General features: G+C 37.2%; 12 protein-coding genes and 1 tRNA gene. 3 read left to right on the top strand and 10 right to left on the bottom strand.

What is annotated here, in order from left to right; genetic code table 11:
• The first annotated feature begins 7 nt into the window (after positions 1 to 7).
• Positions 8 to 841 (top strand): diaminopimelate epimerase, encoded by an 834-nt coding sequence (gene dapF, locus ACZ430_RS08375; protein WP_366934798.1) that lies wholly within the window; start codon positions 8 to 10, stop codon positions 839 to 841.
• On the opposite strand, the gene ACZ430_RS08370 is transcribed toward dapF, so the two are convergent.
• Together ACZ430_RS08370 and ACZ430_RS08365 are read right to left on the bottom strand one after the other, a co-directional pair.
• Complete coding sequence (locus ACZ430_RS08370) at positions 775 to 3,603, bottom strand: PD-(D/E)XK nuclease family protein (RefSeq protein ID WP_297210662.1); 2,829 nt, start codon at positions 3,601 to 3,603, stop codon at positions 775 to 777. The two genes, dapF and ACZ430_RS08370, sit on opposite strands and share 67 nt — an antisense overlap.
• Positions 3,604 to 3,670: 67 nt before the next feature.
• The gene (locus ACZ430_RS08365) at positions 3,671 to 6,736 is read right to left on the bottom strand and encodes a UvrD-helicase domain-containing protein (RefSeq protein ID WP_297210659.1); all 3,066 of its coding nucleotides are present in this window, start codon (positions 6,734 to 6,736) and stop codon (positions 3,671 to 3,673) included.
• Between the two features lie 93 nt (positions 6,737 to 6,829).
• Here ACZ430_RS08365 and ACZ430_RS08360 point away from each other — a divergent pair, with 93 nt between their 5' ends.
• Complete coding sequence (locus ACZ430_RS08360; RefSeq protein ID WP_297210657.1) at positions 6,830 to 7,045, top strand: hypothetical protein; 216 nt, start codon at positions 6,830 to 6,832, stop codon at positions 7,043 to 7,045.
• Positions 7,046 to 7,059: 14 nt separating this feature from the next.
• Here ACZ430_RS08360 and ACZ430_RS08355 read toward each other — a convergent pair whose 3' ends face one another.
• The 8 genes from ACZ430_RS08355 to ACZ430_RS08320 are packed head-to-tail and all read right to left on the bottom strand — an operon-like array spanning position 7,060 to position 14,675.
• Positions 7,060 to 7,818 (bottom strand): nitrilase-related carbon-nitrogen hydrolase, encoded by a 759-nt coding sequence (locus tag ACZ430_RS08355; RefSeq protein ID WP_297210654.1) that lies wholly within the window; start codon positions 7,816 to 7,818, stop codon positions 7,060 to 7,062.
• Positions 7,815 to 8,255 (bottom strand): hydrogenase maturation protease, encoded by a 441-nt coding sequence (locus ACZ430_RS08350; RefSeq protein WP_297210651.1) that lies wholly within the window; start codon positions 8,253 to 8,255, stop codon positions 7,815 to 7,817. Before ACZ430_RS08350 ends, ACZ430_RS08355 begins: the two co-directional genes overlap by 4 nt.
• Before the next feature lie 60 nt (positions 8,256 to 8,315).
• Positions 8,316 to 9,785, bottom strand: coding sequence for a Ni/Fe hydrogenase subunit alpha (locus tag ACZ430_RS08345; protein WP_366934796.1), 1,470 nt, complete (start codon positions 9,783 to 9,785; stop codon positions 8,316 to 8,318).
• Between the two features lie 56 nt (positions 9,786 to 9,841).
• Positions 9,842 to 10,798: an NADH-quinone oxidoreductase subunit B family protein gene (locus tag ACZ430_RS08340; protein ID WP_297210639.1), complete on the bottom strand. Its 957-nt coding sequence runs from the start codon at positions 10,796 to 10,798 to the stop codon at positions 9,842 to 9,844.
• The gene (locus tag ACZ430_RS08335; RefSeq protein ID WP_297210983.1) at positions 10,791 to 11,216 is read right to left on the bottom strand and encodes a hydrogenase iron-sulfur subunit; all 426 of its coding nucleotides are present in this window, start codon (positions 11,214 to 11,216) and stop codon (positions 10,791 to 10,793) included. The genes ACZ430_RS08340 and ACZ430_RS08335 overlap by 8 nt, the downstream gene beginning before the upstream one ends.
• Positions 11,212 to 12,108 carry a CoB--CoM heterodisulfide reductase iron-sulfur subunit B family protein gene (locus ACZ430_RS08330; protein ID WP_339944493.1) on the bottom strand — a complete coding sequence of 299 codons (897 nt, stop codon included), beginning with the start codon at positions 12,106 to 12,108 and terminating at the stop codon, positions 11,212 to 11,214. The genes ACZ430_RS08335 and ACZ430_RS08330 overlap by 5 nt, the downstream gene beginning before the upstream one ends.
• Positions 12,109 to 12,118: 10 nt before the next feature.
• On the bottom strand, positions 12,119 to 12,655 hold the full coding sequence (locus ACZ430_RS08325; RefSeq protein WP_297210633.1) for a 4Fe-4S dicluster domain-containing protein: 537 nt from the start codon (positions 12,653 to 12,655) through the stop codon (positions 12,119 to 12,121).
• Positions 12,656 to 12,674: 19 nt separating this feature from the next.
• A complete protein-coding gene (locus ACZ430_RS08320) occupies positions 12,675 to 14,675 on the bottom strand; it encodes a CoB--CoM heterodisulfide reductase iron-sulfur subunit A family protein (protein ID WP_297210630.1) in 2,001 nt (666 codons plus the stop codon).
• A gap of 136 nt (positions 14,676 to 14,811) precedes the next feature.
• Here ACZ430_RS08320 and ACZ430_RS08315 point away from each other — a divergent pair.
• Positions 14,812 to 14,894: transfer RNA gene (locus ACZ430_RS08315), tRNA-Leu, on the top strand.
• Positions 14,895 to 14,961: the final 67 nt, after the last annotated feature.

Genomic DNA, 14,961 nt, shown 5'->3' with positions numbered 1-14,961 from the left:
GGAAAAAATTTATTTTACGAAAATGCACGGTCTTGGAAATGATTTTATCCTTATTGATTGCATCAATCAAAGCTTATCTAAACCAGAAAAGTTTGCTATTCAATACTGTGACAGACGTTTTGGTATAGGCGCAGACCAGCTACTATTGCTGTATTCTTCTGAAAGAGCAGACTTTAAAATGAGAATTTTCAATGCCGATGGCTCTGAAGTAGAGATGTGTGGAAATGGTATAAGATGTTTTGCCAAGTATATATGGGACAGAGGACTATCAAACAAGGATATCCTTGAAGTTGAGACTCTCGCAGGTATTATTAAGCCTAAAAAGATTGGAGAACTTGTGCAGGTTGATATGGGCAAGCCCGAATTCACCCCCTCTAAAATACCTGTAGATGCAGACGGTGATAGAGCCTTCGATATTCTTCTTGAAGTATCAGGCTGGCTTGCAAAGGTAAACTGCGTAAGCATGGGTAATCCTCATGCAGTGATATTTCTTGAAGAAGACCCTAAAAACTTTGCTGTCGCAAAGTATGGACCTATTATTGAAACACATCCAATATTTCCAAAGAGAACAAATGTTGAATTTGCCTTCGTAAAAAATTCTTCCGAAATTGTCATGCGAGTATGGGAAAGGGGAGCTGGAGAGACTCTTGCCTGTGGAACAGGTGCCTGTGCTACAGCAGTGGCATCAATGGTTAAGGGACTTACAAACAGAAAAGTAACAGTGCATTTACTCGGAGGAGACCTCTTAATAGAATGGGCTGAAAACGGTCATGTTTATATGACCGGTCCTGCAGAGGAGGTATTTGAAGGAACGGTCAAAGTTCCGCAAAGGGATTTGTAGTCACAAATTCTACAGGCATTTTTGAAGTCCTCCGGTGGCATGAAAGGAAAAGCGGGGTCTTCTATTTCTTTAATTAGCCCCGCAATAACAGCCTCTAAAATCTCTATTTCTTCATATTTATTGATGTTGCTTATTGGGCTGAAATAACAGGAAGAATCAAATACATACTTGCCTAACAAAACATAACTGCCTTGTATTTTACTTGCAGGCAAACCATATTTATTACTATATAGAATCATATAAAGAGGAATTTGTAAGCTTGATATGGCTTTTCTCCAACTTGTTCTGTCCTTTATATCAAGTCTGTCAAAATTAATCTTAAAATTTTCCTCTATTCCTGTTATCTTGTAATCAAGAATTAATGTTTTATCATCAACTCTGTCAACCCTGTCTATTCGACATTTAAATCTTCTCCCTTCTATCTTCTCTTCAAAAGAATCCTCTACAGATAATATGCGATAGTCTACCTTTCCACATATTTCTCTGTAATAGTTGATGACTTCTCCTAATCGCTTCAATATCTGGAGTTTTATCAGATATGATTTACCTTCTGTTTTATCACCATACTTCTGCAAGAAAAACCTGTTTACTATATCTTCAATGTTACTGCTAAAATCAGAAGCCCTAAGCTTCTTTCCTATCTTATCTTTAAAATAATCTCTCAGAGAATCGTGAACTATAGTTCCAATCTCTGACCTTTCCATATCAGCGCTAACATCTTGTCTCTTTTTTAGCCTAAGAATATTTGAATAATAAAACCTTATTCCGCACTCTAAGTATTCATCTAAAGAAGTGGCCGAAAGAGTAAGTTTTTCAATTACTTTCATTACCTCTTCTGTTTTGCTTATTTCTTTAGGAAACTTATTGGCAAGATTAAGCCTGTAGTTTGAAAGTGTTATAAGGCTTTTACTCTCATCATATCTCTCTCCTTTTTGCTTTTCAAGTTCCCATATCAATTTTTCTATAAATCTCGAACGTTCCTGTCTGTCATTCTTTATGTATATTAAATGGGCTTCTTCAGCTCCCTCAATTAGAATTGAAAAATAATGATAGATTAATCTCTCCGTGTCTTGATAAGTGGGAAGCCCGAGAATTTTTCTTACTGCATAGGGCAATAAATAATCCTCAGAAATAGCAGGAAAAATATCTTCATTTAGGTCTAAAAAAATTACTCTCTTAAACTTTATATTCCTTGTCTCAAGAAATCCGATAATTTGTAAGCCCTTAAGAGGAGTTCCAGTTAGGGGAACATTAATGGAGGTAAAGATATTTTTAAAGAAACTAAAATAAGATTCAAGCTCTTCAAAGCTAAAACTTCCAATAAACGAACGAGCAAATTTGTCAAATTCCTTTAAAAAACTCTCCACATAGGGATAAAAAAGTGGATGCAGCCTTGCGGTGCTTCTTTCGTATATAAACAGAAGAACTTCCCTCGATTTATTCATGAAGTCTTCTATGTCTTCTAAACTTAGAAATTTCCTTACAGTGTTGTCATGAATAAGCTTTAGGTGTTCGTATATGTTCTCTTCTGAGATACCGTAGTTAATTAATTCTGAAACTATCCTTTGAGGAATTTCTTTTTCAAGAATTTCGAGCTCAACAAACACTAAAGCATCTTTGTTAGTTAGATAATTCTCAATTTCATGCAGGATTATTCTGCTTAATTCGGCATTATTTCTATAAAGAATGTTTTTAGTGTATGGGTGAAGCAAAAATTTAAGATACAAGGGCACATAAAATCTGTCTTTTTCTGCAGAGCTTATTAGTTCAAAAAGACTTGTAAAGAAACCAAAAATAGGAGTTCTTCGCAGAGGATATCCCATTGAAATATTGTAATTTTCTTCATTTATGTAGGGAATGCCCTGCCTGAGAATTGGAAAGAGCGAGTCAGAAGAAGGAAGCACTATAGCCGTTCCCTCATCTAATAAACTTTCTTCTCTTTGAAGCATTTCCTTTAATATTTTGCCTGCAATTTTAACCTCTCCATGCAAATCGGAACAGCAGTAAATTTTTATCTTTTCCTCTGAAAAACCAAACCGTTGCTGAAAGATAAAAGTGAAGTTATGATGTTTTGTAATTTTTTTGAGTATTTCCTTTTCACTATAGGTCAAGGCATAAAAACCAGCAAAAATTATTGATTCAAAATTTAAAAAGCTGAGAATCTCCTTTTCTGAAATAGTTTTATACTTCAGAGACCTTGTAGCGAATTTCCGTTGCTTTAACTCTTTGTAAAACATATCATAAATATCAGATAGAGCTCTGATGTTCTGCCTTGAAAGATAGGGCACTTCTATTAATGTCTCTACCTCCCTCAACTTATCATAAGAGACTCCTTCAATATAAAGTTCTTCAAAAACCCTGAACAACCTAAATCCATAGGAAATAAAGTTGTCAAATTTTTGAAAAAAAGGTGAGAGATAATTCCTGCCCTTACAAATTTCGTAAATAATTCCCACTGCATCAAAGGCTTCAATTGAAGCTGAAGTATCAATTTTTTCAAAAACAAAATCAATAAATTCATCTATAGAAAAAATTGCAGGCGGAATTAGAGGGGAGTCAGACTCCCGAACCAGTCGTTTTATAAGATAGTATGCCGGCCTTTTTCCCGGAAATATTACGGCATTTTTTGAGTAGTCGCGCCCTTCTTTTTTAAGCTTCCATATTACTTCATCAATCAAATCCTTCTGAGAGTCTACTATTACCCTCTTTTCTTCAGGAATAAAATGATTTTTCTCGAAAAACTCTTTTGCTTCTTCTATCATTTTTGCCTTTCTCTAAAAGATGCTCTGTCTTTTAATAAACCAGAAAATCTCGCTGGTTTTAAAATATTTAGAATGAAATCCACTTTATATCTCCTGAATCAAGATAGTAAAGAAATCCCTCTGAATTAACATTTTCGAACACTCTGGATATCAATTCTAAGTAAAGTCTTGCCTGTTCAATGTGTTCTTCGGCAGGGTTACCTGTTTTATATTCTATAAGGGTAACTTTATCTTTATCTACAACAAGCCTGTCTATTCGATGTAAAAAACCTCTTTCATCGGCTATGTCAAATTCATTAAAAATCCTCCTGTGCTCTCGGGGAATAAAAAATTTAACAATATCTCCGTCGTTGATAATTCGATAAATTATCTCTTCAATTTCCTGCAATGGAAGAGCTTTATTAATTCTTTTGAGATACTTCTCTGCTTGACTGATGGTCTCATGGGGAGATTCAATATCTATATATTCTATCTTGGAAAGAAGCTTATGAATAATCTCTCCTCGTTGTTTTTCACTAAAATGAACAAATTGAGGCTTAACAGGAAAGTTAATCTTAAGATTGTAATGCTCCGTATTAATAGAACCTATCTGAAAAATTTCAGAACGCTCTTTATTTTTCTTAAAGCCAAAGTTCTGGCCGAAAAATTCTCTGAGTATGTCGAAGGGGAAGTTAGTCTCCTTTTTAACCTTACAAATTATGTATAACTCTTCGCGGGCCCTTGTAAAAGCCACATATAAGGTGTTTAAGAAGTCTGCCATCTTAGAGATTTTATCGCTCTCTTTTATCGTTTTTAAAAACTCAGACTTATCGGCTAAATCATTTGTTATTTTGAAAATCTGAATGTTATTTTCATTTTCGTAAAGTATGTAATCCTCTGCTAAGGCTTTAATGTCTTCAAGAAAAACGATTACTAAGGGAAAACCTAAACCTTTCGCCTTATGAATGGTCATTGCATTAATTGCATCTACTTCTGAGCCAAGAGAAATATCCCATATTCTTTCATCGTTACTTGAAGTATTTATAAATTCTATAAAATCCTTTATACTGCTTGAACCGTTTTTTTCAAAGACTTTAGCGATTTCAAGAATCTTAAGAAAAGTTGCCTCTTCCTCAGGCATTATCTCAAAAACCCTGAAATTACTCAAAACAACGGTAATTAAATCATACAGTGGAAGATAACCTGTTAATTTGAATAACTCCTTAAAATCCCTTTCCCATCTATTGCTAAACTCTCTCTGAAAGCTTTTATAAAGAGGTTCTGATTCTCTGCTGTTTATCATAAAACTCTCCATTTCCTTGTAGAATCTCTCTTCTTCTAAACTTTCCTGCTTGATGAGAAAGGTTTTATACAAATCTCCAAGGAGAAAAACAGAGAAAGAAAAGTCATCTAAAGGACTGTCTAAAAACTTAAGCAAACTAAAAATCTCGGCGGTTATTTTTCTTTTTCTGACATCTAAGCTGCTGTAGGAAACAAAAGGATAATTTAACTCATTCAAGAGAACGCTTAAGTTTACAATTTGTTCGTTTTTAAAAGCAAGGATTGCCATATCTCTGAAGTTAAAACCTCTCGTTCGCGCATCAGATATTATCTGATAGAGGCTGTCTTTAATTGCCCCATTAATGTCTTCCATATCTTCATAAATAGCCTTTATCTCCACATATCCATCATTTTCTGCTTCTGGTGGAACTTTCTGTTCGTAACTGCTAATGCCAGTAAGTGAAGCAGCGGATATATAAATATCCTTTATTCTTATTTTCTCCTTAAAAAATTCATCTACAAAACAAACAATCTTCCCTTTGCTTCTGTAATTAATCTTTAGTTCTTCAACTTCTTTCACAGAAGAGGGAAATGTATGTTTTCTCTCGAGTTCTCTCATTATTCGATAGTCTGCTGCCCGGAAGCTATAGATGGCCTGTTTTGTATCTCCCACTACAAAGAGACTTCCCCCCTCAGAAAGAGCGTTTTCAATAAGAGGTTTTAAATTTGCCCACTGAAGAGGTGATGTATCCTGAAACTCATCGATTAGATAATGATGGATTCTCTCTCCAAGACGAAAATAGATATCTGTTACAATAGATTCTTTCAGATATTCAGAAAGCATTTTATTTAAGTCTTCAATGAATATCTTTCCTTCTTTTCTCTTGATTTTCTTCAGATATTCATTGAAATCTTTAAACAAATCGAGATAGGACGCATAAAAGGTAGCTCCATAAAGATAAGCATATCTTGATACAATATTCTGAAATTCATTCCATAAAAACTCAATTCTTTCAAAGTGATTAATGAGATTTTTATTTCTTGGTTTTTTAACTGGTAATGTGCTGATACCTCTTGAGATAATCTCTTTGAAATTTTCTGTTCTTATTATTTCTTCGAACAAATCAAAAATTTGATTTCTCGAATTTCTCTCAAACCCAGACTTAGATACCTCTGCAACAATTTTTCTCATAATTTCAATCAACTCTTCTTTTGTTCTTTCTATTTCTCCTGCAGATGGACCATTGTCAAACTCTTTGTTAGTTTTCGATAAAACAGAATAAAGCTCTTTAATTTTATTGAGAATATCCTGTGCAGGATTCCAGATAAAACTTTTCCTTAAAGGAGAAATTGTCTCTAATGTATCTATCAAAATCTCTTTCTTACGAGTATTTTCATCTATATCTTTCAAAAAAAGGTCGTAGGCAAAGGTCATGAGAAAATCGTTTTTCATCAATATTTCAAAATCAGGATTATAATCAAAATCAACTGCCGATGCTTTAAAAATTGAAGTCATGAAGCTGTCTATTGTCTTTACTTGAAAATCTGAATAATTGTTGATAATCTCTTCAATTATAGTCTCTGCTAAGTTGGAAATCTGTTTTTCATCGAAAGGAATCAACTCAGAAAAATCTTCTAAAGTTTTTGTTTCTTTAAAATACAAATCTTTTAGCCATCTAAGAATCCTGTTTTTCATCTCATAGGCGGCGTTATTAGAAAAAGTTATGGCAAGAATTTTTCTTAAACCTCTGTGGGGAATCTCTGGAGAAAGTAAAAAATATACGTATCTCTTCGTAAGTGCTGTAGTTTTACCTGAGCCTGCAGAGGCTTTAAGTATTGCATAATGGGGAAACTTTAACCCGATTGACTTCACTACTTCTATTTTAGAACATAATTGCTTGAAAGACAAAACTCATAAAAAACTGATTTTCTTGACTAATCAAACACTTACTGTTAGAATAAATTTATGCAAGAGGCAATAGATGTAGACAGTTTAATAGTAGACAATTTCGAAAGAAAAATAAAAGAAAGAGCTCCAGCATATTTTGGAAATTACTTCAAAAAAGTAAAGGTTATCGACATAAGTTACTGGGCTGAGAAACTTGACGAAGCCGAAGAACAAGGCTTAATTTCTGAAGAAGAAGCAAAAAAAGCTTTAAAACTCGATTTTCTTATATTTTAAGTAGAAATTCGCAACTATCGCTCAATAGCATTTAAAAAAGGATATTTTTCTCTTATCTCAAGAAGCTTTTCTTTCTGTAAATCACATATTAAGATAGACTCTCTATCTCCCCCTTTTATGAGCATCTCTCCAAAGGGGTCATAAACATAAGACTCTCCCCTATATTCTATCCCATTTCCATCCAAGCCAACCCTGTTAACTCCTATTACATAACACTGATTTTCTATGGCTCTTGCCCTTAAAAGACAACGCCAGTGTTCTGCTCTTGATGAAGGCCAGTTAGCTATCACAAATATTGCTTCTACATCAGGAATAACCCTTCTGAATAATTCGGGAAAGCGTAAATCAAAACAAATAAAAATACTGCAATTGAATTCATTGAGCCTGAATAAAACTGGGCTCTCACCTGCTAAAAATAAACGGTCTTCATTTAGAAGAGAGAAAAGCTTCATTTTATAGTAATTAGTAACTATCTTACCATCTGCCGAAAAAACTCTCGCTGCATTTCTATTCTTGCCTTCAATTTTTAAAAAATATCCGGCGATTATGTTTATTTTAAAAAAACTTGCCATATCTGATAGAGTCTTCTCTGTAATACCTCCTTCCTCTTCAATTAATTCTCTCTCAATACAGAAACCCGTATTACAACATTCTGGAAATACAACAACATCAGCTTTAGTTTCTGCAGCTTTCTGAACTAAAGTTCTTATCTTTTTTAAATTCTCTTGTGGAGATTTCCAGAAGACGTCTATTTGTCCAATTGCTATTTTCATTGTAAGCCAAGATAATTTTTAATCTTTGAAATTGCCAATGGTATAGCAGACTCAACAGAGGGGCTACATTCTCTGCTCAATGTCTCTACATCCTCTACTTCTACTCCGATTATTTTTATTTCCTTTGGCATTTCCTCTGGAAAAACTGAGTAGCCTATTCTTATTATTTCAAAAATTGAAAAATTATGAGTTCCACTGGCATACACGTTACCCCAAAAATTTACATCAAACTCAATTATACTGCCTGGCTCAGCACCTGTTTTAACTCCGTCTACAATTAATGCTTTTTCGTAACCAAGAAGAGAGTCTATTAAATTGAAACCAATATTTAAGAGAGTAACCGTATCAACAACTCCCTCAAAATGCTCAACGATTTTCAATCCAACTCCATCGTCTTTAAAATTAGGATTACCAATACCAATAATTACGCTTTTCATCTCACCTCTCGGAAGAATGATTAATGGAAAGCGGGGGATATACCCCCGCTTTAAGGAAAATTAGGATAATTCGTAGTTTCTGAGGCTTTTTACTAAGTCTCCGTTGTGGTCTATTATGTCAATTCTAACTGGAATTCTTCCTGGTAATGTGTGGGTTGAACAGGCAAAGCACAAGTCATAGGGACGATAGGCGATTTCAACGAGATTAAGAATTCCCTCGTCAACCTTTCCGTTCTTAATGAAGCTTTGAGCTGCTCTCTTTACTGCTATATTCATAGGACCTTTATTGTGAGTTGTAGCGACAATGAGATTAGCATCGGTAACTATGCCCTTGTCATCGGTTTTATAATGATGAATCAAAACACCTCTTGCAGCTTCCACGATTCCAACTCCCTCACCAACAGGAGTTCCAAGTTCCTGACGGATATTAGGGTCTGTAATACTTTCATCGGAAGCAATCTTTTTAACTGTTTCTGCAGCATGCATTAACTCTATTGCCCTTGTCCAGTGATAGGCTAATGTGTTGTGAACGGGCTTTCCTCCAAAAGCTGCAAGCATTTTCTCATAAGCTTCCTGTGCCAAAGGTGTATCAAATCCGCTTGCTACATTGAATCTTGCAAGTGGTCCTACACTGTAAATACTTGTTCCATCACCGTCTACTAAACCAGTCCATCCAAGCTTTTTCAGATAGGGTGCTTTCTGATAGCTCCAGGGAAGGGTTCTTTCGGCAATATAGTCAAGATACTGGATACCCTTAAACCTTCCCAGTTCATTACCCTTTGTATCAACAATTTTTTGTGTTCCATCGTAATAAGTGACCTTGTCGTTTTCATCCACTGTTCCGATGTAGTTCGACACAACCTTATAAACATCTCCCGTTACCAATGCCATGTATTCCTTATTCTGTAAAACAACCTTATCAAAGACATCTAAAGTTAATTTAGCGAGCTCTACACAGTCATCGGCACAGGCAAGAATTTCTTTTCTCTCTTCTTCTGTAATTCTCTTTGACCATCCACCTGGAAGGGCTGCAACAGGATGACTTGGTCTTCCAGAGGTAAGCTCAAAAATCTTTACTGCCGAATATCTTTTCTTTAAAACAAGCTTTCCAACATCTGCACCTACTTTAAGAACCAAGCCAACGAGGTTTCTCTCTGCAGGCGAAGCAGTAGGACCACATACAAAATCTGGAAAACCAAGAGCATAAAGAATTCCCGTATGGTCTTCTACATAATGGGCATTATAGAAAAGTTCTCTTATTTTTTTAGCTGTTGGAGTAGGCTCTACTCCGTAAACTCCGTCAGCAGCCTTCACTGAGGCTGTATAGTGCACGCCCCTTCAGACACCACATATGGTGCTTACAGTTCGGGGAACCTCTTCAATCGGCATTCCTATAAGAAACTTCTCATAACCCATGAATTCAACAACCTGCATGAAGGCATTTTCCACATTTCCTTGTTCATCAAGGAATATGGTTATTTTTCCATGACCTTCGAGCCTTGTCATCGGATTAATTTCGATTTTTTTCATTCCCTTTCCCCCCTTCTGGGTAATTTTTTTATTTTATTCTTAGGTAAATTCATCTTTTAACTCTTTAATCTCTTATATGGGAAAGAACTCGGTAATGTATATCTGTAGAAAAGATGCACAGGGCCTGGAATCTGGTCAACAAGCTCTTCGTTGTCGAGCATACTGGCAATTGCACTAATTGCTCTTAAACTGAAATCCTTAACCCCTGGAATCGGGCCTCCACAACCTCTACAGGGAATATTTGCGGCAGGACACTTAGAACCACAGTCTCCTTGAGTTACTGGACCTAAGCAAAGATAGCCCTCCTCGAGAAGACAGCCATCTTCACTTGGAGCACCATCAATTGTTCTTTTTACCGTTGTGGCAAACTTCTTCGGCTTACCCTTTAGCACAGGATTTCTGTCACAAACTTCGCAGACAGCTTTGCCCATTGTTATCCATGAACCTGGCGGTGGAAGCTGACCTGAGAGCAATGCTGTGAAAGCTTTCTTGACATGCTCATAATGGGGTGGACATCCACCGATATAGTAGTCCACCTTTACAACTTGATCAAGCGGTCTTGCATACATAAGCGATGGGAGAGTTAACTCGTATTTGCCATCTACAACACAGCTTGTCTGTGGTAGTTCTTTATTAGGATTGTCGGTGCTAAAGGTATTGACATAGGCTTTATCTAAAAGTTGCTCTGTTGTATGGAGATTAACTAAGCCTTTTATGCCACCGTTTGTTGCACATATACCAAAAGCAATTAAAACCTTACATTTGCTTCTCATAACATGGGCAATATGTTCATGTTCTGAGTTTCTTATGTTACCAGAAATTAATCCAACATCAATGGAGCCATCAGGCATTGCCTCTAAATCTTTGTATTTTGCATCAGCCACTGTCGGAGCCCAGAACACTATATCTACTGCCAGGGCAACATCGACAAGCATTTCTGATATATCTACTACGGCAATATCACAACCACCGCAGCCACCAGCTAAATAATATGCAAGTTTAGGTTTAGACATTTGCCCCTCCTTTCATAGGATTTGGTCCAAGTTCTCTTATTTTAGCGTCAAAGGCTGTCATGGCTTCAGCAAATTTTTTACCTTCGCTTCCAGAAATCCATTCGAGCTGGACTCTGTCAGGGTCAACTCCAAGGTCTGTAAGAGCTCTTTTTAAAAGCTTGAATCTTCTTATTGCTTTGTAATTGCCTTCTTTATAATGACAGTCACCAAAGTGACATCCACCAATAAATACTCCGTCTGCACCTCTTCTGAGGGCTTCTGCTATAAATTCGGGCTCTACTCTTCCACTACAGGGCACTCTTACTATATGCACTGTAGGCGGATAGGAATAACGTAAGCTTCCTGCCAGGTCTGCCCCTGCATATGTACACCAGTGGCAGGCGATGACAACTAATCTTGGCTCCCATGCCATTTTAATTCCCTCCTTTTATCTTAGTAATTACTCCATTCAAAGGTATTGATGCTAAAGCAGTGGCTTTCTCCGGGTCAGCTCCCATAGCTATTGCGGCAAGCTGAACAATATGAAGGGCAGGTATTTTATAATTCAGTTTTTTCTGTTCAACCAAAAGGGCTTGGCCAGCGTCAAACTGTAGCAAACAGGAACTACAGCCCATAACTGTAATATCTGGGTCTATCTCTTCCTTAATTACATCAAGTTTTTTCTTGAAGAGATTAAGGGATTTCTCTGAAGCAGTTGACCTTAAAGCACCCATACCACAGCAGTCTGTAATGGTGCTGTAGTGAGGTGCAACTCCGCCCATTGCTTCACAGATTTCCCTAAGTCTTGTTGGGAAGAATGTGTTGTCTTCGTTTGTTGGATATGCTTTACTTGGCCAAAGATTATGACAACCTGTCTGAACAGCACATTTTAACCCATTGAGATTATGTTTTATCTTTGATTTTAATTTCTCAAGCCCTACATCTTCATATAGAAAGTTTATGAAATTCCATACCTTTACTGTTCCCTTGTATTCCTTGCCTACTTTGCTGAGAATTTTATTTACTTGTTCTTTAACTTCGGGATGTTTTTCCATATGATGTCTGGCCTCATTAAGGGAGCCATAACAGGAACCGCATCCTGTAACTATGTCAACTCCTTTTTCTTCTGCAATTGTTAGATTCCAGGCAGACGCCGCTGCCCAACCAACTAAATCAAGAGAAGGCATTGTTCCAAAAGCAGGACAACATGTAGCACCCTCAAGTTCGACTATTTCATAACCAAGCTCATTTAGAAGATATCTTGCCGAATACTCCACGTCTGGTCTATTGAATGGAATGTTACATCCAAGGAAAAATCCTATTTTTTTCATTTCTTCCTCCTTAATCAAGCGGAAATGGTGCAATTTCTTCCAGGATAGTATTTCTCAGGATTTCCTGGTATTTCTTTCTTAACTCATCATAACTTATCGCCGTTGGTGGTTTCTCAGGTAGCCCTGCTTTTTTTCTTCTCTCTTCATAGCCTTTCGGATATACGGCGTGTCCAAATCTGTATAAATTTCTCAAACCTTCATATGTGTTTGCTGGACACGATTCTACTTTCATAGCAGCTCTTCTAATTGCCTGAATAAGTTCATAGGGCTTCACATCCATTGGGCATATTTCAACACAACGGTTGCAGGACTGGCAGCCCCATACTGAAGAGTCTTCAAGAAGGATATCTCTCAAGCCAAGATTAGCAGCATGCACTATTCTTTTAATGAAAAACTCTAAACCTGCTAAAGCCATTGGACATGTTGCACCACATTTACCACATTGTATACACTCTCTGAGTTCGTCAGCTCCTAATGCTTCCAGTTCTTTTACAAAACTTTCATCTGCTTGGGTGAGATCAATTACATTTACGCCACCCTCTTCCATTTCTCCCTCCTTTTATTTTTTATGCCTCTGTGAGGGCATCAATCTGTGCCATTATTTGTTCAGTAGTAAATCCGTTGAATTTTATGGCTTTGGATGGACAGGCACTGGCACAAACTCCGCAACCTGCACAGAGTGCTGGTTCAATATATGCCTTTTCTTTGCCTTTGTATTCAACAATTCGAATAGCCGTATATGGACAAAGTGGAACGCAGACTCCACAGCTGCTGCATTTATCTCTGTCAACTTCTGATATAATTGCTTCGAACTTAATCTTTCCAGGAATTACCAAAGCTGCTGTTGCTGAGGCTGCTGCACGGGCTTGAGCAATTGATTCAGGAATATCCTTTGGTCCCTGAACACAGCCAGCAATAAATACTCCTCTTGCCTGTGTCTCAACAGGATATAGCTTTGTGTGAACTTCCCTTAAAAAGCCCTCTCTTCCGCAGGTTGCAGTAAACATGCTCCCTAACTCTTCTACTCCATCGGGTGGCTCAATCGCTGTTGCCAGAACAACCATATCTGCATCAAGTTCTACAGGAGCACAAAGGTCTGAATCAAAAGCTCTTACTCTTAATTTTCCGTTGGGCTTAACATCGACTGATGATACCCTACCGCCTTTAATTACTTTAACTCCTAACTCTCTTGTATAAACATAGAACTCTTCAAAATCCTTCCCTGCTGTTCTTACATCTATAAAGAACAGATAAAGCTTAATGTCTGGATATTTTTCTTTAAGAATTCTGGCATGTTTAAGCATGTACATGCAGCAAACTTTTGAGCAATAAGGATGATATCTTTCATCACGGCTTCCAACACAGGATACCATCGCAATTGTCTTAGGCTTTGTGCCATCAGATGGTCTCTTCAGTTCACCACCAGTTGGTCCTGTGGCAGAGAGAATTCTCTCAAACTCCATTGAGGTTATAACATCTGGGCTGTGAGGTGAGTATTCTTTGAAGTAATGTTTAGACATGGGCTTGAAGCCTGTAGCAATTATGACAGCGCCCACTTTCAGGTTGATATATTCGTCTTTATCATCAAATTTAATAGCATCTGCAGGACATCCCTGAATTCCCTTTGGAGGAATTCCTTTTTCACATATCTGGCAAGCTGGTTTACCTGTTTTGTCCATTGACTTGAAATACAGACAATTAGGTCTATCTATTACGGCTTTCTTAGGAACTGCCTGAGGATACTCAATATAAGCTGCTCTTCTCTGATTTAGACCGAAATTATACTCATTGGGAACTCTTGATGGGCATATTTCTGTGCAAACACCACAGCCTATGCATTTGTCCCAATCAATGTATTTAGCTTTCTTTTTGATGCGAATGTCAAAATTACCTACATAACCTTTGACATCATCTACTTCAGCATAGGTAATAAGCTCTATATTTGGGTGCTGGGCGACCTCGCCCGTCTTTGGTGTGAGTATTCAAGCAGAGCAGTCCATCGTTGGGAATGTTTTATCAATCTTTGACATATTACCGCCAATAGAGGGCTGTCTCTCAACAAGATAGACTTTTAACCCCATATTGGCCAAGTCAAGAGCGGCAAACATTCCTGCAATTCCACCACCAACTACGAGGACAGACTTTTCCATTTCCTCATAGCGGTCCTCAAGAGGCTCATTAAGCCTTACCTTAGCTACAGCACTTCTGATAAGTCTTTTGGCTTTCTCTAACGCTCCTTCTTTGTTATGCCAGTGAGGCCAGCTGTCTTGGTCTCTGATGTTTGCCATTTCAAAGAGATATCCATTTAATCCTGCGTCTTCAATAGCCTTTTTAAATATCGGACCGTGTGTCCTTGGCGTACAGGCAGCAACTACAACACGGTCTACTGCTCCACTTTTAATATCCTGTTTAATTATGTCCTGACCAGGGTCAGAACACATAAAAACATAATTTCTTACAACGGCTACATCGGGAAGAGTTTCTACATACTTTTTCAGCTCTTCAATGTCAATGGCGCCTTTGATGTTCTCTCCACAGTGGCACAGATAAACCCCTACTTTTGCCATCTTAAGCCCTCCTTTGAATGGATTTTTAGTGTGGTTTAACCCTTTATAGCATTTTTGGAAAAATTTGTCAAGATATATTTTATTGCCTTTCCAAGCGTTTGATTTTTTTTAATTTTTTATGCTATTTTTGTTTGTTGCCGGTGTGGTGGAACGGCAGACGCGGCGGACTCAAAATCCGCTGGGAGCAATCCCGTGTGGGTTCAAATCCCACCACCGGCATTTTGCTAATATATTTTTTAAAAAATTTAGCCATCTCTTTGTAAAAATATCCAAAAATCAATTATCA

It is taken from the genome of Thermodesulfovibrio sp. TK500a (genome assembly GCF_055381765.1).
This window is presented reverse-complemented; position numbering and strand designations above follow the sequence as displayed.